Origin of the sequence: Massilia sp. AB1, from assembly GCF_018119385.1 — a bacterium.
Lineage (GTDB): Bacteria > Pseudomonadota > Gammaproteobacteria > Burkholderiales > Burkholderiaceae_D > Telluria.
Genome location: NZ_JAGKSG010000004.1, coordinates 56,142 through 80,071, shown reverse-complemented (window position 1 = coordinate 80,071; position 23,930 = coordinate 56,142). Strand labels below are relative to the sequence as shown.

24 protein-coding genes are annotated in these 23,930 nt (G+C 64.9%); 2 read left to right on the top strand and 22 right to left on the bottom strand.

Going from position 1 to position 23,930, the window contains the following annotated elements; translation table 11 throughout:
• Nucleotides 1-25: 25 nt before the first annotated feature.
• Nucleotides 26-412, bottom strand: coding sequence for a 30S ribosomal protein S6 (gene rpsF / locus J8847_RS03975; RefSeq protein ID WP_020656856.1), 387 nt, complete (start codon nt 410-412; stop codon nt 26-28).
• 279 nt (nt 413-691) lie between these two features.
• Between rpsF and J8847_RS03970 the strand changes: the two genes are divergently transcribed.
• A complete protein-coding gene (locus J8847_RS03970) occupies nt 692-907 on the top strand; it encodes a DUF6289 family protein (RefSeq protein ID WP_211523383.1) in 216 nt (71 codons plus the stop codon).
• Nucleotides 908-1,076: 169 nt separating this feature from the next.
• The gene (gene lexA, locus J8847_RS03965) at nt 1,077-1,709 is read left to right on the top strand and encodes a transcriptional repressor LexA (RefSeq protein WP_211523382.1); all 633 of its coding nucleotides are present in this window, start codon (nt 1,077-1,079) and stop codon (nt 1,707-1,709) included.
• A gap of 110 nt (nt 1,710-1,819) precedes the next feature.
• Here lexA and J8847_RS03960 read toward each other — a convergent pair whose 3' ends face one another.
• From J8847_RS03960 to leuC, 21 genes are all read right to left on the bottom strand, one after another.
• On the bottom strand, nt 1,820-2,521 hold the full coding sequence (locus tag J8847_RS03960; protein WP_211523381.1) for an SEL1-like repeat protein: 702 nt from the start codon (nt 2,519-2,521) through the stop codon (nt 1,820-1,822).
• A gap of 87 nt (nt 2,522-2,608) precedes the next feature.
• Nucleotides 2,609-3,220: a hypothetical protein gene (locus tag J8847_RS03955; protein WP_211523380.1), complete on the bottom strand. Its 612-nt coding sequence runs from the start codon at nt 3,218-3,220 to the stop codon at nt 2,609-2,611.
• A gap of 81 nt (nt 3,221-3,301) precedes the next feature.
• A complete protein-coding gene (locus tag J8847_RS03950; protein WP_211523379.1) occupies nt 3,302-3,919 on the bottom strand; it encodes a hypothetical protein in 618 nt (205 codons plus the stop codon).
• A 195-nt stretch (nt 3,920-4,114) separates the two neighbouring features.
• Nucleotides 4,115-4,720 (bottom strand): hypothetical protein, encoded by a 606-nt coding sequence (locus J8847_RS03945; RefSeq protein ID WP_211523378.1) that lies wholly within the window; start codon nt 4,718-4,720, stop codon nt 4,115-4,117.
• A 75-nt stretch (nt 4,721-4,795) separates the two neighbouring features.
• Entirely contained in the window at nt 4,796-6,037 is a 1,242-nt protein-coding gene (locus J8847_RS03940) for a cystathionine gamma-synthase family protein (protein ID WP_211523377.1), read from the bottom strand.
• A gap of 6 nt (nt 6,038-6,043) precedes the next feature.
• Nucleotides 6,044-7,567: an amidophosphoribosyltransferase gene (gene purF / locus J8847_RS03935; protein ID WP_211523376.1), complete on the bottom strand. Its 1,524-nt coding sequence runs from the start codon at nt 7,565-7,567 to the stop codon at nt 6,044-6,046.
• 53 nt (nt 7,568-7,620) lie between these two features.
• Nucleotides 7,621-8,109: a CvpA family protein gene (locus J8847_RS03930; protein ID WP_211523375.1), complete on the bottom strand. Its 489-nt coding sequence runs from the start codon at nt 8,107-8,109 to the stop codon at nt 7,621-7,623.
• Between the two features lie 16 nt (nt 8,110-8,125).
• Nucleotides 8,126-9,034: an SPOR domain-containing protein gene (locus tag J8847_RS03925; protein ID WP_211523374.1), complete on the bottom strand. Its 909-nt coding sequence runs from the start codon at nt 9,032-9,034 to the stop codon at nt 8,126-8,128.
• A 14-nt stretch (nt 9,035-9,048) separates the two neighbouring features.
• Nucleotides 9,049-10,347 carry a bifunctional tetrahydrofolate synthase/dihydrofolate synthase gene (gene folC / locus J8847_RS03920; RefSeq protein WP_211523373.1) on the bottom strand — a complete coding sequence of 433 codons (1,299 nt, stop codon included), beginning with the start codon at nt 10,345-10,347 and terminating at the stop codon, nt 9,049-9,051.
• A gap of 69 nt (nt 10,348-10,416) precedes the next feature.
• Nucleotides 10,417-11,289: an acetyl-CoA carboxylase, carboxyltransferase subunit beta gene (accD, locus tag J8847_RS03915; RefSeq protein WP_211523372.1), complete on the bottom strand. Its 873-nt coding sequence runs from the start codon at nt 11,287-11,289 to the stop codon at nt 10,417-10,419.
• 287 nt (nt 11,290-11,576) lie between these two features.
• Nucleotides 11,577-11,846: a hypothetical protein gene (locus tag J8847_RS03910; RefSeq protein ID WP_211523371.1), complete on the bottom strand. Its 270-nt coding sequence runs from the start codon at nt 11,844-11,846 to the stop codon at nt 11,577-11,579.
• Between the two features lie 296 nt (nt 11,847-12,142).
• A complete protein-coding gene (gene trpA, locus J8847_RS03905; protein WP_211523370.1) occupies nt 12,143-12,943 on the bottom strand; it encodes a tryptophan synthase subunit alpha in 801 nt (266 codons plus the stop codon).
• A gap of 65 nt (nt 12,944-13,008) precedes the next feature.
• On the bottom strand, nt 13,009-14,253 hold the full coding sequence (gene trpB / locus J8847_RS03900) for a tryptophan synthase subunit beta (protein WP_211523369.1): 1,245 nt from the start codon (nt 14,251-14,253) through the stop codon (nt 13,009-13,011).
• Nucleotides 14,237-14,929 (bottom strand): phosphoribosylanthranilate isomerase, encoded by a 693-nt coding sequence (locus J8847_RS03895; RefSeq protein ID WP_211523368.1) that lies wholly within the window; start codon nt 14,927-14,929, stop codon nt 14,237-14,239. The genes trpB and J8847_RS03895 overlap by 17 nt, the downstream gene beginning before the upstream one ends.
• 8 nt (nt 14,930-14,937) lie before the next feature.
• Nucleotides 14,938-15,738: a tRNA pseudouridine(38-40) synthase TruA gene (gene truA / locus J8847_RS03890; protein ID WP_211523367.1), complete on the bottom strand. Its 801-nt coding sequence runs from the start codon at nt 15,736-15,738 to the stop codon at nt 14,938-14,940.
• The gene (locus tag J8847_RS03885) at nt 15,735-18,806 is read right to left on the bottom strand and encodes a FimV/HubP family polar landmark protein (RefSeq protein WP_211523366.1); all 3,072 of its coding nucleotides are present in this window, start codon (nt 18,804-18,806) and stop codon (nt 15,735-15,737) included. The genes truA and J8847_RS03885 overlap by 4 nt, the downstream gene beginning before the upstream one ends.
• A gap of 362 nt (nt 18,807-19,168) precedes the next feature.
• Entirely contained in the window at nt 19,169-20,296 is a 1,128-nt protein-coding gene (gene asd / locus J8847_RS03880; protein ID WP_211523365.1) for an aspartate-semialdehyde dehydrogenase, read from the bottom strand.
• A 23-nt stretch (nt 20,297-20,319) separates the two neighbouring features.
• On the bottom strand, nt 20,320-21,390 hold the full coding sequence (gene leuB / locus J8847_RS03875) for a 3-isopropylmalate dehydrogenase (RefSeq protein ID WP_211523364.1): 1,071 nt from the start codon (nt 21,388-21,390) through the stop codon (nt 20,320-20,322).
• Between the two features lie 19 nt (nt 21,391-21,409).
• Nucleotides 21,410-22,057, bottom strand: coding sequence for a 3-isopropylmalate dehydratase small subunit (gene leuD / locus J8847_RS03870; protein WP_211523363.1), 648 nt, complete (start codon nt 22,055-22,057; stop codon nt 21,410-21,412).
• A gap of 53 nt (nt 22,058-22,110) precedes the next feature.
• A complete protein-coding gene (locus J8847_RS03865) occupies nt 22,111-22,233 on the bottom strand; it encodes an entericidin A/B family lipoprotein (protein ID WP_211518867.1) in 123 nt (40 codons plus the stop codon).
• A 53-nt stretch (nt 22,234-22,286) separates the two neighbouring features.
• A complete protein-coding gene (gene leuC / locus J8847_RS03860; RefSeq protein ID WP_211523362.1) occupies nt 22,287-23,687 on the bottom strand; it encodes a 3-isopropylmalate dehydratase large subunit in 1,401 nt (466 codons plus the stop codon).
• Nucleotides 23,688-23,930 lie beyond the last annotated feature (243 nt).

The following is a 23,930-nucleotide window of genomic DNA, read 5'->3' as shown; positions in this document are numbered from 1 at the left end:
TTACTACGAATTCCTGGAGAAAAACTTAGGCAGCTGCGGCCGGGGCAGCGGCTGCTGCTTCTGCGCGGTGGCTCTTGGCTGCGTCTTCGCGCTGGACCGACTTCATCATCGGCGACGGTGCGGTTTCAGCTTTCTTCATCTTAACGGTCAGATGACGCAGGACAGCATCATTGAATTTGAATGCGGTTTCCAGCTCGACCAGGGTCTCGTTGTCGCACTCGATGTTCATGCAGATGTAGTGAGCCTTCGGCAGCTTCTGGATCTGGTAAGCCATCTGGCGACGGCCCCAGTCTTCCACGCGATGGATGTTACCGCCGCGGCTGGTCACCGTGGTCTTGTAACGCTCGATCATCGCCGGAACTTGTTCGCTCTGGTCCGGGTGGACGATAAAAACGATTTCATAATGACGCATGCAACACTCCTTGAGGACGTTTAAACAAATGCCCACCTCGGCGTCAAGACGAGTGTGGGAAGGGAAAGCCTGCTATGGTAACACGTGCACAAGCCGCAGGCAACCGGTCGGTCCCGGATGCCTTCGCTTTTCCCACGCCCGTGCGAAAAGATGGCTGCTGCATAATATGCAAGAATGTGAATTCTCACATCATTTTTGTTTCATGTGCGGTGCTAGCATGTCCTGGCTGAACACAAGTTCAGCCTAAGAAACGACATGTCGCACACACCTGGAGACAATATGAAACTGAAGAAACTGTACGTTGCAGTATTGGCGATCACGGTATCCGCAGCGGCCTACGCCTGGCCCTCGAGCACCTGGACCCGGGTTTATTATTCGGACTCCGCCATGACCACCCAGGTCGGTTCGCAGACCTTCACTTGCCGCGGCTACATGATCACCACCGGCCAGCAGACCGCATACTTCGACTACACCGAAGAAGGCTGCGAGTGGTAAGCTGAGGCTTCGTACCCGGCGGCCAGGGCAGCCGGGCGCGCGGGAGCGGTGCGCGTGGAAAAAACCAACGCGGCCGCTCCCGCCCTAAAAATATTCCTGTTTTCCCTTGCGTCTTGCGAAATACTGTATAAAAATACAGTCTGGTCCTACAACTATCCAGCCGCACGACATGCTCAAGCTCACTGCAAGGCAAGAACAGATCCTGAACCTGATCAGGGAAGCGATCGACAACACCGGGTTCCCGCCGACCCGCGCCGAAATCGCGGCGGAACTGGGCTTCAAGTCGGCCAACGCCGCCGAGGAGCACCTGCAGGCCCTGGCGCGCAAAGGCGCGATCGAGATTTCGCCGGGCACTTCGCGCGGAATCCGCCTGGTCGGCGCCAGCGCCGAACAGATCCCCATGCCGCCGCCTGCGCTCATGATGTCCCTGCCCCTGGTCGGCCGCGTGGCCGCCGGTTCGCCCATCCTGGCCCAGGAACACGTGGAAGCCACCTACAGCGTCGACGCCGCCATGTTCTCGGCGCGGCCGGACTTCCTGCTGAAGGTCAAGGGGTGGTCGATGCGCGATGCGGGCATCTGCGACGGCGACTTCCTGGCGGTCAAGAAGATCGACAGCGCCAAGAACGGCCAGATCGTCGTGGCCCGCCTCGGTGAAGAAGTCACCGTCAAGCGCTACCGCAAGACGGGCGAGACCGTCGAGCTGCTGCCGGAGAATCCGGATTTCAAGGTGATTCGCGTGGAGCCGGGCGACGAGTTCGCGCTCGAGGGCCTGGCGGTTGGCTTGATGCGTAGCTGGCACTGATCGCGTCGGCTGCGATAACACTGCCCTGCAAACTTGGGTCCCGGCGGGGGCCGGGACCAAGTTTCCCCGAGCAGCCGGAAACTTAACTCCGGCCCCTTCAGCTCCCCACCTTATTTATTCTGCTTGATCATCGCGTTGTGCTCCGACACATACGCCTCGGTCGCCGCACGCCAGGCCGCGAAGTCCGCGAGGATCAGCTTGGAACTCACCTTCGCTTCCTCCGCCAGGTTCTCGCGCACCCGCTCCAGGTGAGCGTGCGCCGCATCGGTCTCCTGCTTGTTCATCAGCTTGGCGATATCCGCCGGGATCTTCTTCGACAGCGGCGAGGATGCGTTCAGGTTCGTGACGAACTTGTTGTAGCAGTTCTGCCAGGTCGCCACCGCGCCGCTGACGCGGTCGATTTCGTCATTCAGCTTCGACATCGCCGGAATGCGCGGCGCCGGGCAGCGGAATTCGCCCGATTTGAGTTCCGCGCCGTCGTACTCCCTGATCCAGTAATCGATCTCCGTGCGGCGCTTGACGCGCTGGTCCATCACGTCCAGCGAGGCGGCGGCGATCTTGTTGCCTTTCGCGGCCGCTTTCTTGAACAATTCCCTGGCCTTGGCTTCGTCCACCTGCCCCGCTTCGCCATACCAGTACATCTGGCCGAGCGCCTGCTGCGCTTCGACATTGCCGGCATTGGCGAGCTTGGTATAGGCCTGGAGGGCTTCGGGATAGGCTTTTTTGGCGAACAGGGCGTGGGCGTCGGCCAGCGGATCGGCGTGGGCCACGGAGCAGAACAGCAGACTTGCTACGACGAGAAAACGCTTCATGGGACGGTCGAGAGTGAGGGAATGCTGCATGGTAACGCGAATACTCCCTCAGCCTCAACCGCCCTTACAATCATTTAAGGCCGGCATTCAAGGGCGCGTCGGCGGCGGCGCCTCGGAAGAACCCATGGTCGGCTGGGTGCGCGGGTATTGCTGCCCTTCCCGCTCCTGCGCGCGGCGCGAAGCGATGGCGCGCTCCATCATGCGTGCGCGGTGGTCGGCCATCACGAATTGCTCGGTGGCGTCGCGCCAGGCCTCGAAGCGGGCGGACACCTCCGCGGAGTTCTGCTGGGCTTGCGCAGCCAGGCTCGCGTGCACACGCTCGATGTGCGCGGCGGCCTGTTGCGCCTCCGCCAGAGTCAGCAGGCCGGCGACATCGGCCGGAATCCGGCTGCCTTGCGCCACGGTCTCGTTGAGCTTGGCGACAAAGCCGTTATAGCATTGCTGCCACGCCTGGAAGGATTCGGAAACCGACTTGATCTGCGCCTTGGTCCTCGACAGCTCGGGAATCGCCGGCGCCGGGCAGTCGAAGCGCCCCGACACCAGGTCTGCTCCCCTGTAGCCGCCGGTCCAGAAAGCGATGTCGGCGGCGCGCGCTTCACGCTGTTTCGCCACCTCCTGCGCATTGCCCGCGGACTGCAGGCCGCCGGCCATCGCCAGGCCCGATACACCCAACATCAAGACGCCCATGATTCGTTTCATCATTCCTCCCTGTGGTGGTGCAAACATGCCGGCAAGCCGACGGTCACGCCCCTGGCATCCTCCAGAGGCGTGATGCAAGCCTCAACGGCGCCCCGGTCCCGGCATGGTCGCCGGCGACGGCACCGGCTGTGCGCCCGGCTGCGGGTAGCGCTGCGCTTCGCCTTCCTGCTGGCGGCGCGCCGCCATGTCGTATTCGAGCCTGCGCGCAGTGTTATCGGATTTGACGTAACGTTCCGTGGCGCCCTGCCAGGCGTCGTACTTGGCCATGACTTGCGAAGCATTCTGCTGGGCTTGCGCGATCAGGCCCTCGTGCACGCGGTCGACGTGGGCGGCGGCCTGTTGCGCTTCCTGCGGGGTCAGCAGTGCGGCGACATCGGCGGGAATGCGGCTGCCGCGCGACATGGTCTCGTTCAGGTTGGCAACGAAGCCGTTATAGCACTGCTGCCAGGCCTGGTAGGAATCGGACACAGACTTGATCTGGGACTTGGTCTTCGACATGTCCGGGATGCTGGGGGCCGGGCAGCTGAACCGGCCCGACACCAGGTCTTCGCCCTTGTAACCGCTGGTCCAGAAGGCGATGTCGGCGGCGCGGGCCTCGCGCAGCTTCGCCGCTTCCTGGCCGTTGCCCGCGGACTGCATGCCGCCTGCCATGGCGAGTCCGGATACACCTAACACCATGACACCAACGAGTCGTTTCATGATTCCTCCCATATTGTGGTGTAACAATTCTAGCCTAGCTGGTGATACAAGCAACCGATTCCCGCGCCACCCTGTCAAGATTGACAGGGTGCGCTTTCGGATTGCCGGCAGTGGGAAGCTTGCTGTCTGGCGACAGCGTTTGGAAGAGCTTGGTCACGAACAGCCGTGGCGCCGGCGCGCCACGGAGCCGATCATTCAACGCCGGGACGGCGCAGGCGCGGTGCCCATGCCGGATCCGGGCTGGGGATAGCGCTGCGCCTCGCTTTCCTGCTGCTGGCGCGCAGACATCTCGTATTCCAGCTTGCGCGCAGTGCTGTCGGATTTGACGTAACGTTCGGTGGCGCCCTGCCAGGCGTCGTACCTGGCCATGACTTGCGAGGCATTCTGCTGGGCCTGGGCGATCAGGCCCTCGTGCACGCGGTCGACGTGGGCGACAGCCTGCTGCGCCTCCTGCGGGGTCAGCAGGGCCGCGACATCCGCGGGGATGCGGCTGCCGCGCGACAAGGTCTCGTTCAGGTTGGCGACGAAACCGTTATAGCACTGCTGCCAGGCCTGGTAGGAGTCGGACACCGACTTGATCTGGGACTTGGTCTTCGACATGTCCGGGATGCTGGGCGCCGGGCAGCTGAAACGGCCCGAGACCAGGTCTTCGCCCTTGTAGCCACTGGTCCAGAACGCGATGTCGGCGGCGCGGGCCTCGCGCTGCTTCGCCGCGTCCTGCGCATTGCCGGCGGACTGCATGCCGCCTGCCATGGCCAGTCCGGAGACACCTAACACCATGACGCCTACGAATCGTTTCATGATCCCTCCCGTGTTGTGGTGTAACAATTCTAGCCTAGTTGGCAACACGGGCAACTAATTCGGCTTTCTCTCTGGCTAAAGTGAGAGCGCACCCGCGAAGTCCGCCAGCAGGTCGTCGGTGTCCTCGATGCCGACCGATACCCGGATCAGGGACTCGGCAATGCCCATGCTGGCGCGGCGCTCGGCGCCCATCTCGAAGAAGATGGTGTGCGCGACCGGAATCACCAGGGTGCGGGTATCGCCCAAATTACTCGCAGGAATCGCCAGCTTCAGGCGGTTCAGGTAGTCGAAGCAATCGATGCCCTCCTTCAGTTCGAAGGACAGCAGCGAGCCGCCCGAGCGGAACAGTTCCTTGACGATGCCGTTCTGCGGATGCGAGGCCAGGCCCGGGTAGTGGACCGCCGACACGCGCTCGTCGGCTTCGAGCATCGTCGCCAGCGCCAGCGCGTTGGCGCTGGTGCGCTCCATGCGCAAGGCCAGGGTTTCCGCACCCACGGCGATGTGGTGGGCCGCTTCCGGACCGAGGGCGGCGCCGAAGTCGCGCAGCGCCTTGGCGCGCAGCTGGGCCATGCCCTGGTTCTGGGACGGCTGCTTGCGGAAGTTCTGGGCGATGTTCGGGTAGGCGCTCCAGTCGAACAGGCCGGTGTCGGTCAGGGCGCCGCCGAGTGCAATGCCGTGGCCGCCGATCGACTTGGTCAGCGAATTCACCACCAGGCCCGCGCCGACCGCCTTCGGACGGAACAGGTAGGGCGTGGTCATGGTGTTGTCGACCACGTAGAGGATGCCGCGCTCGCGGCACAGCTGGCCGATGCGCGCCAGGTCCGCCACCTGGGTGCGCGGGTTGGCGATGGTCTCGACGAACACCAGGCGGGTGTCCGGCTTGAGCGCCGCTTCCACCTTGGCCGCGTCGGTTGCGTCCACGAAGGCCACGTCGACGCCCTGCCCCGCCACGGTCTGCCACAGGCTGTTGGTGTTCCCGAACAGGAAGGACGAGGAGACGATGTGGTCGCCCGCCTTGAGCAGCGCCTGGAACAGCGCGCCGATGGCGCCCATGCCGGTGGCGAAGCACAGCGAGGCGACGCCGTCTTCCATCTTGGTGATCTTGTCCTCGAGGGCGCCCACGGTCGGGTTGCCCTGGCGGCCATAGCGGAAGCCCGGCTCCTTGCCCTGGAAGACGCTGGCCAGCTGGCGCGCGTCGCCATAGCCGAAGGCCACCGAGGTGTGCACCGGCTTGTGCAGCGAGCCCTGCTCGATCGCCTTGCGGCGATCGTTGTGCAGGATCGTGGTGGTGAAGCCGTACTGTTTGGTCTCGCTCATACGGCTTTACTCGGCGGCGACGGGCGGGTTCAGGTTGAGCTGGGTGCGCACCGGGTCCTCGATGGTGTTCTTGCTCGGCTTGTGGCGCGCCGATTCCAGGTTGTCGAGATATTCCGGGGTCACGTCGCCGGTCACGTAGACGCCGTCGAAGCAGGAGGCCTCGAAGTTCTTCAGCGCCGGATTCACGTCCGAGATGGCGCGCTTGAGCGCATCCACGTCCTGGTAGACCACGCGGTCGGCGGTGATCTCCTTGCAGACTTCCTCGACGGTGCGGCCGTGGGCGATCAGCTCGTCGCGGGTCGGCATGTCGATGCCGTACACGTTCGGGTACAGCACCGGCGGCGCGGCCGAGGCGAAGAAGACCTTGCGGGCGCCCGCTTCGCGCGCCATCTGCACGATTTCGCGGCTGGTGGTGCCGCGCACGATCGAGTCGTCGACCAGCAGCACGTTCTTGTCCTTGAACTCGGCGCTGATCGCGTTGAGCTTCTGGCGCACCGACTTCTTGCGCATGCCCTGGCCCGGCATGATGAAAGTGCGGCCGATATAGCGGTTCTTGATGAAGCCTTCGCGGTATTCCACGCCGAGCTTGAGGGCCAGCTGGATCGCGGCCGGGCGCGAGGAATCCGGGATCGGCATCACGACGTCGATCTCGTCGACCGGGATTTCCTGGCGGACCTTGTCGGCCAGGTATTCACCCATGCGCAGGCGGGTGGCGTAGACCGAGGCGCCGTCGATGACGGAGTCCGGACGGGCCAGGTAGACGAATTCGAAGGCGCAGGGGTTCAGCGAGGTGTTCTCGGCGCACTGGCGCTCGTGCAGGTTGCCGTCGTTGTCGATGAAGACCGCTTCGCCCGGCGCGATGTCGCGCACGAAGCGGAAGCCCAGGCCTTCCAGGGCCACGGATTCGCTGGCCACCAGGTATTCATTGCCCTGCTCGGTCTCGTTCACGCCCAGGCACAGCGGACGGATGCCGAAGGGGTCGCGGAAGGCCAGCATGCCGTGGCCGGCGATCTGCGCCACGACGGCGTAGGCGCCCTTCACGCGGCGGTGCACGGCGGCGACGGCCTTGAACACGGCGTCCGGGTTCAGGGTGTAGCCGTCGGCCGCTTCCTGGACTTCGTGGGCCAGCACATTGAGCAGCACTTCCGAATCGGAATCGGTGTTGATGTGGCGGCGGTCGTTGCGGAACAGCTCGTCCTTGAGCTGGGCCTGGTTGGTCAGGTTGCCGTTGTGCGCGAGGGTGATGCCGAAGGGCGCGTTCACGTAGAACGGCTGCGCTTCTTCCTCGCTCGACGAGCCCGCGGTCGGATAACGGCAGTGGCCGATACCGGTGTTGCCTTGCAGCGAACGCATGTTCCGGGTACGGAACACGTCGCGTACCAGGCCGTTGGCCTTGAACATCGAGAACATGCTGCTGTGATTGGTCGCGATCCCCGCCGCATCCTGGCCGCGGTGCTGCAGCAGCAGCAATGCGTCATACAGAAGCTGGTTGACGGGAGAGTGCGAGACGACGCCGACGATGCCACACATGGTGCGCTCCTAAAAACTGGACTGCTTGATTGCTAAAAGGTTCAAAACTTGGTTCAGTATCTGACGTGCTGCGCCAGCGCAGCGGGCAGGAAAGGCTTGACGGTGCGCACGCCGGTTTCCGCCATGGGCGACAGCAGCGCATCCCGCCAGAAAGCCTGTTGTGGAATGGATGTCATCCCACACAATATGACGGCGGCAAGCACGATTACAATGCCGCGCGCCAGACCGAACAATCCTCCGAGGCCGCGGTCGGCGAGGCCCAGGCCGCTGGCTTCCACCAGGGCGCCGATCGCCAGGGACAGCAGGCCCATCAAAATTCTTACGCCCAGGAACAGCACGATGAAGGCCAGGATCAGGCGCGCCGTCTCGCCCGGCAGCAGGTCGGGCAGCATGGGCGCCAGCTTGGCGCCGTAGGCGTTGGCCACCACGAAGGCCACGATCCAGCCCAGCAGCGACAGGATTTCCTTCACCAGCCCGCGCAGGGTGCTGATGACGACGGACGAGACCAGTACGAACAGGACAAGATAATCGAAAATCGTCACGCCTGCTCAACCCGTCTTACAAAGGCAGCATCGTGGGGGATAAGCCCATGCCGCTCAGCTTGGCGCGTACTTTTTCCGCCTCTTCCTTGCTGAACGGACCCACGCGCACACGGACCAGGTCGCCAGACTTCTGGGTGAAGGACGAGACCCCGGCCGCGCGCAGGCGGCTCTGCAGTTCGGCGGCCTTTTCCTGGCTTGCCAACGCGGCGGCCTGGACCACGTAGCGCGGCGCCGGGCCCTCGGCCTTCTCGGCGGGCTTGCCTTCCAGGATGGCGATGGCGCGGGCGCTGTCGTCGGCGCGCGGCTTCTCCGCCTTTTCCGCGGCCTTGGGCTCGGCGGGCTTGGCGGGCTTCTTCTCGGGCTCGTGCTTTTGCGGCTCGGGTTTGCGCGCCGGCTCGGGCTTGGCGGCCTCATGCTTGGGCTCGGGCTTGGCGGCCTCCGGCTTGGAGGTCTCGACAGTGCGGACCGGCGGCGGTTCGGCGGCCGGCGGCGCGGCCTTGGATGCTGCGGGCGGGGCGTCGACGATTTCTTCGCCGCTGTCTACGCTGTCCTCCGCCGAGACGGGTTCATCGGCGGGTTCTGCCGCAGGCTGCGACGGCACCGGCAGCGGCGCGGCCTTTTCCTTGGAGGGGATGTGGATGGCGATGTCGTCGGCCAGCGGCTTGGGCTCGGAATCGAGCAGCATCGGCAGGCCGACGGCGGCCGCCAGGGCCAGGGCGATGGCGCCGACCAGGCGGCGGCGCGCGCGTTTCTTTTCGGGAAGCACCGGGTCGGCGCCACGGCCGCGCCGTGCGCTCTCCCCTGCGTGCGTCGCGCGCTTGGAGCGGGCGCGCTCGCTGAATGCGGCATCGTCATCCTTGACGAAATGCCCGCTGTCCCGGACAGTTTCTTGCTTGTTTTTATTGCCGAACGAGAACAAGCCCATGCGTTTTCAGTCGATCAGTGAAGAGAGTTTTTGCGGGCCGCCATCACGCCTGCAACGGTGTAGAACGAGCCAAAGACCACAATTCTATCATTCTCCTCTGCGCGGCCGAGGGCATTCGCATAGGCATCGCCTGGATTGGCGAAGGCGGTAACCGAAAAATCGCCCTCTTTCGCGCCCGCGGGCTTCAAGGCGGCCAGCTTTTGCGCCAGTTCCGCGGCCTTGGCCGAGCGCGGCGAATCGAGGTCGGCCACGCACCAGTGATCGACCAGGCCGGCCATCGGCGCGATCACGGCGTCGATGTCCTTGTCTTCCATGATGCCGAACACGGCATAGGTGTAGCGGTGGAAGCCCATGTTGCCGAGGTTCTGGGCCAGGGTCGCCGCGGCATGCGGGTTGTGGGCCACATCCAGCACCTGGGTGGGGCGGCCCGGCAGCACCTGGAAGCGTCCCGGCAGTTCGACCATCGCCAGGCCGGCGCGCACTTCCTGGGCGCCGCAGGGCAGCTGCATGCGCAGGACTTCGAGCGCGGCCAATGCAGCCGAGGCGTTGAGCAGCTGGTTGGCGCCGCGCAGGGCCGGATAGGCCAGCGAATTGCGGCGCTGGCTGCGGCCGCCGTAGCTCCACTGCTGCTGGTCGCCCTGGTAGTTGAAATCGCGGCCCAGCAGCCAGAGGTCCGCGCCAATGTCCTCGGCATGCTTGATCAGGGTGCTCGGGGGGACCGGGTCGCTGCAGATCGCCACTTTGCCGGGGCGGAAGATGCCGGCTTTTTCGAACCCGATTTCCTCGCGGGTGTCGCCCAGGTAGGCCGTGTGGTCGATGTCGATGCTGGTGACGATGGCCACGTCGGCGTCGACCACGTTGACGGCGTCCAGGCGTCCGCCCAGACCGACTTCGAGGATGGCCACGTCCACGCCCGCTTTCGAGAGCAGGTGCATGATGGCCAGGGTCGTGAATTCGAAATAGGTCAGCGAGACCTCGCCGCGCACGGCTTCGACCGCGTTGAAGGCCTCGACCAGGGCTTCGTTCGACGCCATCTCGCCGTTGATGCGGGCGCGCTCGTTAAAGTCGAGGAAGTGCGGCTTGATGTACAGGCCGACGCGGTAGCCCGACTGCAGCAGCATGGCTTCCAGCATTGCGCAGGTCGAGCCCTTGCCGTTGGTGCCGGCCACCATGATCACGGGGCAGGAAAAGGCCAGCTGCATGCGCTCCTTGACGGTGCGGACACGGTCGAGGCCCATGTCGATGTGGGTTTCGGCATGGCGCGACTCGAGCAGCGCCAGCCAGTCGGGCAAAGTGGTCGGGAGAGTGGACATGTGTACGTCTGGAAGGTACGCGATGCGCACAGTGCGGCACGCTCCTGGCGCGCCGCACCGGGGATTGGATCAGGCCAGGACTTCGGCGGCCTGGTTCTGCAGCAGTGCCAGCAGGCGTGCGATTTCTTCGCGCATCTTGCGGCGGTCGACGATCATGTCGACGGCACCCTTCTGGACCAGGAACTCGGCGCGCTGGAAGCCTTCCGGCAGTTTCTCGCGCACGGTGTTCTCGATCACGCGCGGGCCGGCGAAGCCGATCAGGGCTTTCGGTTCGGCGATCACGACGTCGCCCATGAAGGCGAAGGAAGCGGAGACGCCGCCCATGGTCGGGTCGGTCAGCACGCTAATGAAAGGCAGCTTCTTTTCCGACAGCTTGGTCAGCATGGCGGTGGTCTTGGCCATCTGCATCAGCGACAGCAGGCCTTCCTGCATGCGGGCGCCGCCGGTGGCGGTGATGCAGATGAAGGGGACCTTCTGCTCCAGCGCCACCTGGGCGCCGCGGGCGAAGCGTTCGCCGACGACGGAGCCCATGGAGCCGCCCATGAATTCGAATTCGAAGCAGGCCACGACGACCGGCAGGCTCATGATCGAGCCGCCCTGCACGATCAGCGCATCGGTTTCGCCGGTGGCGTCCATGGCTTGCTTGAGGCGGTCCGGGTACTTCTTGCTGTCTTTGAATTTGAGGGTATCGACCGGCAGGGCTTCCTGGCCGATCTCATAGCGGCCGCCTTCGTCGAGCAGTGCATCGAGGCGCTCGCGGGCGCGGATGCGCATGTGGTGGTCGCACTTCGGGCAGACGTGCAGGTTGGACTCGAGGTCCGCGCGATAGAGGACCGACTCGCACGATGGGCACTTGACCCACAGCCCTTCGGGCATGGTCTTGCTCTTGGCGGCATCGGAGCGCTGGATCCGAGGGGGCAGCAGTTTTTCCAACCAACTCATCTTATCTCCTTTGCGGCAAATCTTTCAGGTGGCGGTAGTGTAGCCGCTCAGGCCCCGCTTGTCGAATCGTAGCAAGCCGACAATTATCATTCCAACAATCCCGCTCCCCCCCCTACCAAGAGGGTCAGAGTCGAATTGTTTGACAACTTTGAGGAATTTCCCAGCAATTCGACTCTGACCCTCATTGCTTAAAAGTTGTTTCTTTTTTAATAAATTGGGGTCGGAGTCGAATTGTTTGACAACTTTCGGGAATTGCCCGGCAATTCGACTCTGACCCCAATCTAATTTCAGCTAGCGACTTCAGCGGTCGTGAATTCGAAGCCGCCCATGCGTGCCGCTACCAAGTTGTAAATCCATGCGGTCAGCGCTCCCATCAGGTAGGTGATCAGTGCGTACATGAATGGGAACAAGACGAGCGCAGCTAGGGGCATCACTTGGATGCCCATTAAGGTAGGGATAAGCAGGATCGCGACAAAAGGCAGCGATATGACGAAATAGATTGCCGCCATCATCTTTCCACATTGAGACACGGCCACATGGCTGATGCGCTTCTTCATAACCACTCCTATCTGGTTCATAAGGAAGCACAATTTATCGTGGGAAACCTCGCTCGATATGAGCGTGCGACAAGAATTTCAATGCGCCAAAGCAAAAGCTTTGGCCGGTTTGAAGCCTCCAGCCAGAGTGAATCCTCACCATAGGGCAATTACCCAATAATTCGACTATGACCCTGTGCCAAGAAGTTGTTTCTTCAGCAATAAATTAGGGTCAGAGTCGAATTGAATGACAACTTTGGGGAATTTCCCAACAATTCGACTCTGACCCTAATTAGAAAGCTATTGCCCGTGGGACGTTACTTGCCGTCGAGGGCGACGCGGATGCCGGAGGTGAATGCGCGGACGGCTTCGACAGCATTTTCCTTCGGCGTGTTTTCCAGCTCCTGGATGATGCGGCTGCCGATCACCACCGCATCCGCCACTTCCGCCACCGCCTTCGCCGTCGCGGCGTCGCGGATGCCGAAACCGACGCCGATCGGGAGCTTCACATGTTCGCGGATCGCGCCGACGCGGCGCGCAACGTCGGCGGTGTCGATGCTGCCGGCGCCCGTCACGCCCTTCAGCGAGACGTAGTAGCTGAAGCCGCTGCCGTAGCGGGCCACCTGCTTCACGCGTTCCACAGTCGAGGTCGGGGCCAGCAGGAAGATGAGGTCCAGGCCGTTCTCGCGCATGGCATCGGCGAATTCCGCGCACTCTTCCGGCGGATAATCCACCACGATGGCGCCGTCCGCGCCGGCTTCCTTGGCAGAGCGGATGAAGTTGTCGGGGCCGATGCGCTCGATCGGGTTGGCGTAGCCCATCAGGACCACCGGCGTCGTCTGGTCGTTCTTGCGGAACTCGCGCACGAAGCCGAAGACGTCCTTCAGGCCGATGTTGAACTTGAGCGCACGCTCGCAGGCACGCTGGATCACCGGGCCCTCGGCCATCGGGTCGGAAAACGGGACGCCCAGTTCCAGGACGTCGGCGCCGCCCTCCACCAGGGCGTGCATCAGCGGCACGGTCAGTTCGGGGCCCGGGTCGCCCGCGGTGATGAAGGTGACGAGGCCGGTCTTGTTCTGCGCATTGAGCGCGTTGAAAGTCTGTTCGATACGGGACATGCTGTGCTTTCTATGGTCGATAAGGTGAACGGGAATGGAGGAGCAATCAGCCGATTAGCTGAAACTTAGCTGAAGTCCATCCCCATTCGCGCCGCCACCGTATGCATGTCCTTGTCGCCGCGGCCCGACAGGTTGACCAGGATGATCTTGTCCTTCGGCAGGGTCGCCGCCAGCTTGACGCCGTAGGCGATCGCGTGCGAGGACTCCAGCGCCGGAATGATGCCTTCGATACGGCAGCAGTCGTGGAAGGCGGCCAGCGCTTCCTCGTCCGTGATCGACACATACTGCGCACGCGCCGAATCCTTCAGCCACGCGTGTTCCGGCCCCACGCCCGGATAGTCCAGGCCCGCCGACACCGAGTGGGTCTCGATGATCTGGCCATTCTCGTCCTGCAGCAGGTAGGTGCGGTTGCCGTGCAAAACGCCCGGCAGGCCCGCCGTCAGCGAGGCCGCGTGCTTGCCCGAATCCAGGCCCTCTCCCGCCGCCTCGACGCCGACCAGCTGCACGCCCGGCTCGCCGATGTAGGGATAGAAAATGCCCATCGCGTTCGAACCACCGCCGATGCAGGCGACCACGTAGTCCGGCTGGCGTCCCGCCAGTTCCGGCATCTGCACGCGGCATTCCTCGCCGATCACCGACTGGAAGTCGCGCACCATCATCGGATATGGGTGCGGGCCGGCCACGGTGCCGATGATGTAGAAGGTGTTTTCGATGTTGGTGACCCAGTCGCGCATCGCTTCGTTGAGCGCATCCTTGAGGGTCTTGGAACCCGATTCCACCGGCACCACGGTCGCGCCCAGCAGCTTCATGCGGTAGACGTTCTGCGCCTGGCGCTTGACGTCTTCCGCGCCCATGTAGACCACGCACTCCAGGCCGAAGCGCGCGCAGATGGTGGCGGTGGCGACGCCGTGCTGGCCGGCGCCGGTTTCGGCGATGATGCGCTGCTTGCCCATGCGGCGCGCCAGCAGGGCCTGGCCGATCACGTTGTTGATCTTGTGCGCGCCGGTGTGGTTCAGGTCTTCGCGCTTGAAGTAGACCTGCGCGCCGCCGGCGAGCTCGGACCAGCGGCGGGCGTGGTAGACGGGCGAGGGACGGCCGACGAAGTGGGCCAGCTCGTAGCGGAATTCTTCGAGGAACTCGGGATCGGCCGAGTAACGGGCATAGGCCTCGTTCAGCTCGGCCAGCGCGTGCGACAGGGTCTCGGCGACGAAGCTGCCGCCGTAGGGACCGAAGTGGCCGGCGGCATCCGGCAGGGGGTAATCGGGGGTCTTGAACAATGCGGCGGCGGCGCTGCTAGGAACTTCTTTCATGGTCGGACTCACTTGAAGGGGTGGCATCGGCAGCCCGCACCGCGGCAATGAAGCCGGCGATCTTGCGGGCGTCCTTGATTCCCTTGCCTTCCTCGACGCCACTGCTGACGTCGACGGCGAAGGGACGAACGCGTACCACCGCGTCAGTCGCGTTGTGTACGCTCAAGCCACCACTCAAAACGACCCGAGGCGCGAGCTCTTTTGGAATAAGAGACCAATCAAAAACCTTTCCTGCGCCGCCGTAGGCATCCACGTAGGTGTCGAGCAGGACGCCCGAGAACCAGGGACTGGCAGCGCGGTTTGCAGCTTCCCATTCTAGCAAAGCCGCAGGCTCCGTGTCCGGTTTGACGCGAAAAGCCCGCACATACGGGCGCCGCACCGCCGCCGCGATCTCCGCGCACTGCTCTGCCGTTTCGTCGCCATGGAACTGGATCAGGGCCAGCGGCATCGCCTCGGCCACGGCGCGGACTTCCTCCACGTCCGGGTTGACGAACAGCGCCACCGCGCTGACGAACGGCGGCAGCCCCGCGCACAGCTCACCCGCGCGCCCGGGCGAGACGTAGCGCGGGCTCTTGGCATAGAACACGAAGCCGAGGGCGTCGGCGCCGGCATCGACCGCCGCGCGCAAGTCCTGCTCGCGGGTGATGCCGCAGATCTTGATACGGGTACGCTGCATTATCATCCTTACAACCAAGGGAGGGGCGGAGCATCTTCCTGGGGAAGCCCCCACTTGGGATCGTACTCGATCCTGGCGAAATACAGGCCGTCCGGCATGAAGGTGGGCGCGGCGACGTCGCGCGAGCGGCTCTCCAGCACCTCCTTCATCCAGGAAGGCTCGTTGCGCCCCGTGCCCACATAGATGAGCGAGCCGACGATGTTGCGCACCATGTGGTGCAGGAAGGCGCTGGCGCGCACGGTGAACACGATGATGTCGCCATGGCGCCTGATGCTGACTTCGTGCATGTCCTTGACCGGCGTATTGGCCTGGCAGCCGGAGGCGCGGAAGGCCGAGAAATCATGGGTGCCGATCAGGTACTGGCCCGCTTCGCGCATGCGCTCCACGTCCAGCGGACGGAACACCCAACCCGCCCTGTCGGCCAGCAGCGCGGACGGGTTGGCGTGGTTGTACAGCACATAGTGGTAGGTGCGCGAGCGCGCCGAGAAGCGCGCGTGGAATTCGTTGCCTTCCACATCCGCCGGCACCTCGTGCGCCCAGCGCACCACGATGGTGTCGGGCAGGAAGGCGTTCACGCCGCGCACCCAGGACTGGGACGGGCGGTCGAGCTCCGTGTCGAAATGGACCACCTGCTCGATCGCATGCACGCCTGCGTCGGTGCGGCCGGCGCAGGTGGTGTGCAGCGGGACGGTCGCGAACTTCTCGAGGGCGATCTCGAGCTGGTCCTGGACCGTGTTGCGCGCGGGCTGCTTCTGGTAGCCGTTCCAGCCCGTGCCGACGTACTGGACTCCGAGTGCGATCCGCCTCACGCGAGCAGCTCGCGCATCGCGCTGGCCTTGCTCACCTGTTCGCTGCTGCCACCCTTGATGACTTCGTCCAGCAATTCACGTGCGCCTTCCTTGTCGCCGATCTCCTGGTAGGCGATGGCGAGGTCCAGCTTGGTTTCCATCTCCATGTGCTCCGGCGACATCTCGGCCGCGGTGTTCACCTCGGTGACGTCGGCCACGGCGGCACGATCTTCCACTGCGAACTGCTGCTCTGCGACCGGCGCGGCGCTGGCCGGCTGGGGCAGATCCAGGTCGAAGTCGGCCAGGTCGAAGGCCGGCTCCAGCGGCACGCCCGGCGACGGAGTCGCGGCTTGCGCAGGCGCGGCGGCCGGCACCTCAGGCAGCGCGAAGGGATCGTCGTCCAGCGTGAACTCGGCTGCAGCCGGCGCCGGCGACGCCACCGATCCAGCTGGCGTTTCCGGGAGGCCGAAATCCATCGCGTCCAGATCGAACAGCGGATCTTCCGATGCAGCCGGCGCTTCGGCGGCCGCCGGACGCACGGCCGGCACTTCCCCGAGGGCCGGTGCGCTCGGTGCACCGAAGTCCATGCTGTCCAGGTCGAACAGCGGATCGTTCATCTCGTCCGTCTTCGCAGCAGCCACGGTCTCCTGCGGCATGGCCGGCAGCGGCGGCAGGCCGTCGAATTCCTTGGCCAGGCCCTGCATGTCGACCATGTGGTCCACGGCCAGCGGCTGGGCGGCATGCGGGCTCAGGTCGAGCGTGAAGTCCTCGTCGTCGGCCAGCGCTTCCGCTGGTGCGGGCTGCGCCGTCGCCGGCTGGTCGAAGTTCATGTCGAAGGACAGGTCGAAGGGCTCGTCGGCCGCAGCGGTGGTGCTTGCGGCCGCAGTTGCGGCAGGCTGGGCGCCGGCGGCCGGCTCGATCGGATCCAGGGTGAACTCGAATTCCGGCACCGCAGTGGCGTCCAGGTCCGTCTTCTGCTCCGCGACAGGGGCGGCGACCGCATCGCCGCTGCTCACCGGCTCGAAGCTCAGGCCGCCGAGGTCGAAGTCGAGGGCATTGTCGTCGGTGCGCGGCTCGGCATCGGCCGGCACCGCGGTGCGGTCGGCGTCGTCCTGTGCCAGGGCGGCGCCGGCCACTGCGCCCGCGCCCAGCGCGGCTGCCGCCGGAGCGCCGCCACGGAAGGCGTCTTCGAGCTGCTGCGACAGCAGCGACTGCTGGGTGCGTTCCTGCGGCGACGGCGCCGACGCCGGCGCCACAGCCGGGGCGCCCGCATACAGCGGGTTGAGCGGATCGATGCTCAGGCCCAGCGCGGCGGCTTGCGCCCACTCGTCGCCCTGGCCGCGGGTCAGGCTATACAGCTCGCTGGCCTGGGTTTCGAAGGCGCGCAGGTCCTTGCGGGCGGCGTAGATCTCGAGCAGCTTCAGGCGCACCGGATGGCGTTCCGGATGCACGCGCAGGGCTTCCTTCAGGATCTCCTCGGCCTGGGCATCGCGGCCGTAGGCGATGTAGACGTCCGCTTCCGCCACCGGGTCGACCTCGTTGGTGTCGAGCTGGCTGGCCGACGGGGCAAAGCTGGAGTTGAACACGCTGTTGTTGGTGTCGACGCTCTGGCCGCCGGTCTCGGCGAACAGCGAGTGCGCGGCCTGGGTCGGCACGCCCACCACCTTCGGCTCGGTGATCACGGTCTTCTCGGGCGCGGGCTTGCGCTTGCGGCGCTGCGACAGGCCGAGGCCCGCCAGCAGCAGCACGGCGGCGCCGGCGGCGATGTAGGTGATGTTGTCCATCAGCGTGTCGGCCAGGCTCGGCTCTTCCTTGACCGGCTTCTTCTTCGGCTTGGCCGCAGGCTTCCTGGCCGCTTCCGCCGTCTTGCCGGCAGCCGCAGCGCCGGTGGCGGCGCCGGCAGCCGCGCTCTGGGCTTCGCTGCCCGGACGGCTCTTCACCGTCATCAGGTCTTCGAGCTCGCCCACGTTCTTCTCGAGCTCCTTGACGCGGGCCTCGGCCTGGGCCAGTTCCTTCTGTTTCGCGATGGTGTCTTCGACGCTGGCGGTCGCGCCCTGCGGGCCGCTCTTGGCGCCCGGCACGGCCTTCGACAGGCGCAGCTGGTCTTGCGATTCGTTGGCGGCGGTCGGGCGTTCCTCGACCTTGGCCGTGACCTTGCCGGCGGCGCTCTGGCCGGCCTGCGGGGCGCGGCTCGGCGCCGCGGTTTCCACCTGGCCGGCGAGCTTGTTGCGATAGGCGTTGAAGTCGGCCGCATGGGCCACGACCACGCCGCGCGCCTCGCCTTCGCCGGTGCCGCGGATGGCCTCGGCGTCCGGCACCGACAGGATCTGGCCCGACTTCAGGCGGTTCATGTTGTTGCCGATGAAGGCGTCCGGATTGGCGCGGTACAGCGCCACCAGCATCATGTCGAGCGAGATGTCGGCCGGCTTGATCCTGGTCGCGATGCGGCCCAGGGTGTCGCCCGGACGCACGCGGTAGCTGCTCGGGGCGGCGGCGTCCCCCGCCGGCGCAGCGGCCTGGCGTTCCACAGGCGCGGGCGGTGGGCGACGCGCCGGTTCCTGGGCGCGGGCAACCGGAGCAGCCGCCGCAGCTGCCGGCGGCTGCGCAGCCTGGCTGCGCGGGGCTTCCGGCGCCGCGGCCACCTGGGCCGGCTGGGTGGCGCGCAGTTCGGCCGGGTCGAGCAGGAAGGTGTATTCGCGCACCAGGCGGCCGTTATTCCAGGACAGCTCGAGCAGCATGTCGACGAAAGGCTCGTTCAGCGGCTGGGTCGAGGACAGGCGGATGACCGGGCGGCCGCCGCGCTGCTCCACGCTGAAGCGCAGCGACAGCAGGGCTGGATTGAATTCGATGTTCGCGGCGCGGAAGGCGTCCGGCGAAGCCAGCTTGACCGCCATGCTGGACGGATCTTCGCCCGCACTGGTCGTCAGTTCGATTTCGGCGCGCAGCGGCTGGCCAAGCGCCGACAGCACCGTCAGTTTTCCCAGGCCGGCCGCGGTGGCGGCGGAAGACAGGAACACTGCACTGGCCACGGCTGCGGTGAGCGATTTCAGCGCAAACGCCATGAGCGGAGGACGGTGGGTAGATTGCATAGTAAGCAGCGAAAGAAAGTTGACCAGAGGAAAGGCGGTTTCCGGGAGTCTCAACATAACATCATGCTCTGGAGCATGCAAGCTTCCCGCGCACATCGATGACGCAGTAATAAAGGATCTGTGGCCAGAATGACCGATGCGGGGTGGGTTTGATAGCGTTTGAATACCGACGCTTGTCAAACTGTCAGGAGGTGTGGCAATGCCGCCAATATCGCGTAGGGTGGACGGCTTTGCCGTCCACGCGTTCAACCTACGGTCGCACGTCGAAACGCGTCTCGTCCTCGCGCGCGCCGGCTGGACGCGTGGACGGGAAACCCGTCCACCCTACAGCCGGCGTTCGCGGTGGTTCGTGTCAAAGCCGGTTAACGGTCCAGCACGATGCGCAGCATGCGGCGCAGCGGCTCGGCGGCGCCCCACAGCAGCTGGTCGCCGACGGTGAAGGCCGACAGGTAGTCGCCGCCCATCGACATCTTGCGCAGGCGGCCGACCGGGATGGTCAGGCTGCCGGTCACCGCTGCCGGCGACAGGTCGCGCATCGAGGCTTCGCGGGTATTCGGCACCACCTTCACCCACTGGTTGTGCGAGGCGATGATGTCGTTGATCTCGTCCAGCGGCACGTCCTTGGCCAGCTTGATGGTCAGCGCCTGCGAGTGGCAGCGCATCGCGCCGATGCGCACGCACAGGCCGTCCACAGGAATCGCCTTGGAACCGAAGGATTCGCCCAGGCCCAGGATCTTGTTGGTCTCGGCGCCGGCCTTCCACTCTTCCTTCGACTGGCCGTTGCCCAGGTCCTTGTCGATCCACGGGATCAGGTTGCCGGCCAGCGGCACGCCGAACTGCTTCGTTTCTTCGGCCGACATGCCGTGCTGGGTGGCCAGCACGCCGCGGTCGATCTCGAGGATGGCCGAGGCCGGGTTGTCCAGCAGCGGCTTGACGGCCGCGTTGATGGTGCCGAACTGGGTCAGCAGTTCGCGCATGTGCTGGGCGCCGCCGCCCGATGCCGCCTGGTAGGTCATGGACGTCATCCACTCGACCAGGCCTTTTTCGAACAGGCCGCCCAGGCCCATCAGCATGCACGACACGGTGCAGTTACCGCCGACGAAGTTCTTCACGCCGCGGGTCAATGCGTTCTTGATCACGTCCTTGTTGACCGGGTCCAGCACGATGACGGCGTCGTCGTTCATGCGCAGGGTCGATGCCGCGTCGATCCAGTAGCCGTTCCAGCCGGCTGCGCGCAGCTTCGGGAAGACTTCGGTGGTGTAGTCGCCGCCCTGGCAGGAGATGATGATCTCGCACTTCGACAGTTCGGTAATGTCGGTGGCGCTTTTCAGGGTGGTTTCGTTTTTCGCCATGGCCGGAGCGGCGCCGCCCGGGTTCGAGGTGGTGAAGAACACCGGCTCGATGTGGTCGAAATCGCCCTCTTCCTGCATGCGCTGCATGAGGACCGAGCCGACCATGCCGCGCCAACCAACCAGACCTACTAGTTTCATGATGTTTCCCTTAGATTGAATCGTTATGCGAGCGCCGCGACGACCGCATTGCCCATTTCTTCGGTGCCGACCTTGGTCGACCCTGGTTCGTAGATATCCGGCGTGCGCAGGCCCTGGGCCAGCACGCGCTTGACCGCGTCCTCGATGCGCTCGGCCTGGTCCAGGCGGCCCAGCGAGTAGCGCAGCATCATCGCGGCGGACAGGATGGTCGCCAGCGGATTGGCCACGCCCTGGCCCGCGATGTCGGGCGCCGAACCGTGCGAAGGCTCGTACAGGCCCTTGTTGTCGGCGTCCAGCGAAGCCGAGGGCAGCATGCCGATCGAACCGGTCAGCATGGCGGCGGCGTCAGAGAGGATATCGCCGAACATATTACCAGTAACGATGACATCGAACTTTTTAGGGGCCCGAACCAGCTGCATCGCGGCGTTGTCGACGTACATGTGCTCGAGCTCGACGTCCTGGTAATCCTGGTGCACGTCGGTGACGATGTCGCGCCAGAACTGGAAGGTCTCCAGCACGTTGGCCTTGTCCACGCTGGTCAGGCGGCTGCCGCGCTTGCGCGCTGCCTGGAAGGCCACGTGGGCGATGCGGCGGATCTCGCCTTCGGCGTAGCGCATGGTGTCGAAGCCTTCGCGCTGGCCCTGGAAAGGACCGTCCGGGCATTCGCGCACGCCGCGCGGCTTGCCGAAGTAGATGTCGCCGGTGAGTTCACGGATGATCAGGATGTCCAGGCCGGACACGACCTCGGGTTTGAGCGTCGAGGCGCCGGCGAGTTCCGGATACAGGATCGCGGGACGCAGGTTGGCGAACAGGCCCAGCTCCTTGCGCAGGCCGAGGATCGCCTGCTCGGGGCGCAGGGCGCGTTCCAGCTTGTCGTACTTGTAATCGCCCACGGCGCCGAACAGCACCGCATCGGCTTCCTTGGCCAGCTTGAGGGTGGCTTCCGGCAGCGGGTGGCCGTGCGCGGCATAGCCGGCGCCGCCGACTTCCGCGCTTTCCATCTCGAAGGGCTCGCCCAGGGCGCTCAGGACTTTCACCGCCTGTGCGGTGATCTCGGGGCCGATGCCGTCGCCCGGCAGGATCGCAATCTTCATCCAGTATTCTTTCGACTTGTCAGATGGTGTTGGCCAGCCACGGCTGGGCCGCGAGATGGCGCTGTTCGAAGGCGCGGATCTCATCCGCGTGGCGCAAGGTCAGGCCGATGTCGTCCAGGCCGTTCAGCAGGCAGTACTTGCGGAACTCGTCGATGGCGAAGCCATAGGACAGGCTGCCGTCCGCGCTCGAAATACGCTGGTTTTCCAGGTCGACAGTAAGAGTGAAACCCTCCGCGCTTTCCACCGCCTTGAACAGGGTGTCGACGTCTTCTTCGCTCAGCACCACGGGCAGCAGGCCGCTCTTGTAGCAGTTGTTGAAGAAGATGTCGGCGAAGCTCGGCGCCACGATGGCGCGGAAGCCGAACTGCTGCAGCGCCCAGGGCGCATGCTCGCGCGAGGAGCCGCAGCCGAAGTTCTTGCGGGTCAGCAGGATGGAGGCGCCCTGGTAGCGCGCCTGGTTCAGCACGAACTCGGGATTCACCGGACGGGTGCCGCAGTCCTGGCCCGGCTCGCCGTGGTCCAGGTAGCGCCACTCGTCGAACAAATTTGGCCCGAAGCCGGTGCGCCGGATCGATTTCAGGAACTGCTTCGGAATGATCGCGTCGGTATCGACGTTGGCGCGGTCGAGCGGAGCGACCAGCCCTTCGTGTACGGTGAATTTGTCCATCTGCTTGCCTTCTGTCCATCGGACGCCGCGTGCGCGGCGGGTTGTTTTTTTCTTTACTTACCGCCGGCGCCGGTCACGATCTGGCCGGCGCGCTGCACGTCACGGCCAATGCCGGAAATGGTGTTGCAGCCTGCCAGCAGGACGGCGATGAGCGAGAGAGCGAATACTTTTTTCATGATAGTTCGGTGTAAAACCAGAGTTAAAAACGCCCAATTTTACCAATGCGGTATCACAGTGCGCGCGCGTCGACAAAGTGGCCCGCGATTCCTGCGGCAGCCGCCATCGCCGGCGAGACCAGGTGGGTGCGGCCGCCCTGCCCCTGGCGGCCCTCGAAGTTGCGGTTCGAGGTCGATGCGCAGCGCTCGCCCGGTTCCAGGCGGTCGGCGTTCATCGCCAGGCACATCGAGCAGCCCGGCTCGCGCCATTCGAAGCCGGCTTCCTTGAAGACCTTGTCCAGGCCTTCGCGCTCGGCCTGCTCCTTGACCAGGCCCGAACCCGGCACCACCATCGCCAGCTTGACGTTGGGAGCGCGCTGGCGGCCCTTGACCACTTCCGCGGCTTCGCGCAGGTCTTCGATGCGCGAGTTGGTACAGGAGCCGATGAACACCTTGTCGATGGCGATCTCGCCGATCGGGGTATTCGGCTGCAGGTCCATGTAGGCCAGCGCCTTCTCGATGGCGTTGCGGCGCACCGGGTCGGCTTCCTCGCGCGGGTCCGGCACGCAGCCGTCGATCGAGGTGACCATCTCGGGCGAGGTGCCCCAGGTGACTTGCGGGCGCACGTCCGCGGCATTCAGGGTGACCACGGTGTCGAACTTCGCGCCCTCGTCGGAGTGCAGGGTGCGCCAGTAGGCCACGGCCTGCTCCCACTGCTCGCCCTTGGGCGAGAACGGGCGGCCTTTCACGTACTCGATGGTGGTGTCGTCCACGGCGATCATGCCGGCGCGGGCGCCCGCTTCGATCGCCATGTTACAGACCGTCATGCGGCCTTCCATCGACAGCGAGCGGATGGTCGAGCCGGCGAATTCGATGGCGTAGCCGGTGCCGCCGGCGGTGCCGATCTTGCCGATCACGGCCAGCACGATGTCCTTGGCGGTGACGCCCGGCGGCAGTTCGCCGTCGACCTGGACCAGCATGGACTTCGACTTCTTGGCCAGCAGGGTCTGGGTGGCCATGACGTGCTCCACTTCCGAGGTGCCGATGCCGTGCGCCAGGCAACCGAAGGCGCCGTGGGTCGAGGTGTGCGAGTCGCCGCACACGACCGTCATGCCCGGCAGGGTCGCGCCCTGCTCCGGGCCGATCACGTGCACGATGCCCTGGCGCTTGTCGCTCATGTTGAAATAGGTGAGGCCGAAGCTCCTGGCATTGGCGTCGAGCGTCTCGACCTGCAGGCGCGAGGTGGGGTCGGCGATACCCTGGGCGCGGTCGGTGGTCGGGACGTTATGGTCGGCCACGGCCAGGTTGGCGGAGGTGCGCCATAGTCCGCGGCCGGCTTCGCGCAGGCCTTCGAAGGCCTGCGGGCTGGTCACTTCGTGCACCAGGTGGCGATCGATGTAGAGGACAGTGGTGCCATCGGCGTCGGCACGCACGACATGGGAATCCCAGAGTTTGTCGTAGAGCGTTTTTTGCATGGTCGATCAAGAAGGTCGGCGGGGCCGCCTTATGCGGGCCCGGTTTTTGATTATGCCATATTTGTGCACTGCCGCACCAAGAGGGGGCATTGCACGATTATGCCAAAGACCATGCTATGCAGAAAATTTAATTTGCAACAATTTTGTTATATGCAAATAAAAAAAGCCTGCGATGGAAACACAGGCTTTTTGTGTGCGCTTTTGCGCAGAAGCGAACGATTTGTTCGTTTTGCGCTGCGGCAG

Excerpts from the sequence above, each read along its gene's own strand:
- rpsF (WP_020656856.1), bottom strand. The coding sequence starts at position 412 with ATGCGTCATTATGAAATCGTTTTTATCGTCCACCCGGACCAGAGCGAA.
- J8847_RS03970 (WP_211523383.1), top strand. The coding sequence starts at position 692 with ATGAAACTGAAGAAACTGTACGTTGCAGTATTGGCGATCACGGTATCC.
- lexA (WP_211523382.1), top strand. The coding sequence starts at position 1,077 with ATGCTCAAGCTCACTGCAAGGCAAGAACAGATCCTGAACCTGATCAGG.
- J8847_RS03960 (WP_211523381.1), bottom strand. The coding sequence starts at position 2,521 with ATGAAGCGTTTTCTCGTCGTAGCAAGTCTGCTGTTCTGCTCCGTGGCC.
- J8847_RS03955 (WP_211523380.1), bottom strand. The coding sequence starts at position 3,220 with ATGAAACGAATCATGGGCGTCTTGATGTTGGGTGTATCGGGCCTGGCG.
- J8847_RS03950 (WP_211523379.1), bottom strand. The coding sequence starts at position 3,919 with ATGAAACGACTCGTTGGTGTCATGGTGTTAGGTGTATCCGGACTCGCC.
- J8847_RS03945 (WP_211523378.1), bottom strand. The coding sequence starts at position 4,720 with ATGAAACGATTCGTAGGCGTCATGGTGTTAGGTGTCTCCGGACTGGCC.
- J8847_RS03940 (WP_211523377.1), bottom strand. The coding sequence starts at position 6,037 with ATGAGCGAGACCAAACAGTACGGCTTCACCACCACGATCCTGCACAAC.
- purF (WP_211523376.1), bottom strand. The coding sequence starts at position 7,567 with ATGTGTGGCATCGTCGGCGTCGTCTCGCACTCTCCCGTCAACCAGCTT.
- J8847_RS03925 (WP_211523374.1), bottom strand. The coding sequence starts at position 9,034 with ATGGGCTTGTTCTCGTTCGGCAATAAAAACAAGCAAGAAACTGTCCGG.
- folC (WP_211523373.1), bottom strand. The coding sequence starts at position 10,347 with ATGTCCACTCTCCCGACCACTTTGCCCGACTGGCTGGCGCTGCTCGAG.
- accD (WP_211523372.1), bottom strand. The coding sequence starts at position 11,289 with ATGAGTTGGTTGGAAAAACTGCTGCCCCCTCGGATCCAGCGCTCCGAT.
- J8847_RS03910 (WP_211523371.1), bottom strand. The coding sequence starts at position 11,846 with ATGAAGAAGCGCATCAGCCATGTGGCCGTGTCTCAATGTGGAAAGATG.
- trpA (WP_211523370.1), bottom strand. The coding sequence starts at position 12,943 with ATGTCCCGTATCGAACAGACTTTCAACGCGCTCAATGCGCAGAACAAG.
- trpB (WP_211523369.1), bottom strand. The coding sequence starts at position 14,253 with ATGAAAGAAGTTCCTAGCAGCGCCGCCGCCGCATTGTTCAAGACCCCC.
- J8847_RS03895 (WP_211523368.1), bottom strand. The coding sequence starts at position 14,929 with ATGCAGCGTACCCGTATCAAGATCTGCGGCATCACCCGCGAGCAGGAC.
- J8847_RS03885 (WP_211523366.1), bottom strand. The coding sequence starts at position 18,806 with ATGCAATCTACCCACCGTCCTCCGCTCATGGCGTTTGCGCTGAAATCG.
- asd (WP_211523365.1), bottom strand. The coding sequence starts at position 20,296 with ATGAAACTAGTAGGTCTGGTTGGTTGGCGCGGCATGGTCGGCTCGGTC.
- leuB (WP_211523364.1), bottom strand. The coding sequence starts at position 21,390 with ATGAAGATTGCGATCCTGCCGGGCGACGGCATCGGCCCCGAGATCACC.
- leuD (WP_211523363.1), bottom strand. The coding sequence starts at position 22,057 with ATGGACAAATTCACCGTACACGAAGGGCTGGTCGCTCCGCTCGACCGC.
- J8847_RS03865 (WP_211518867.1), bottom strand. The coding sequence starts at position 22,233 with ATGAAAAAAGTATTCGCTCTCTCGCTCATCGCCGTCCTGCTGGCAGGC.
- leuC (WP_211523362.1), bottom strand. The coding sequence starts at position 23,687 with ATGCAAAAAACGCTCTACGACAAACTCTGGGATTCCCATGTCGTGCGT.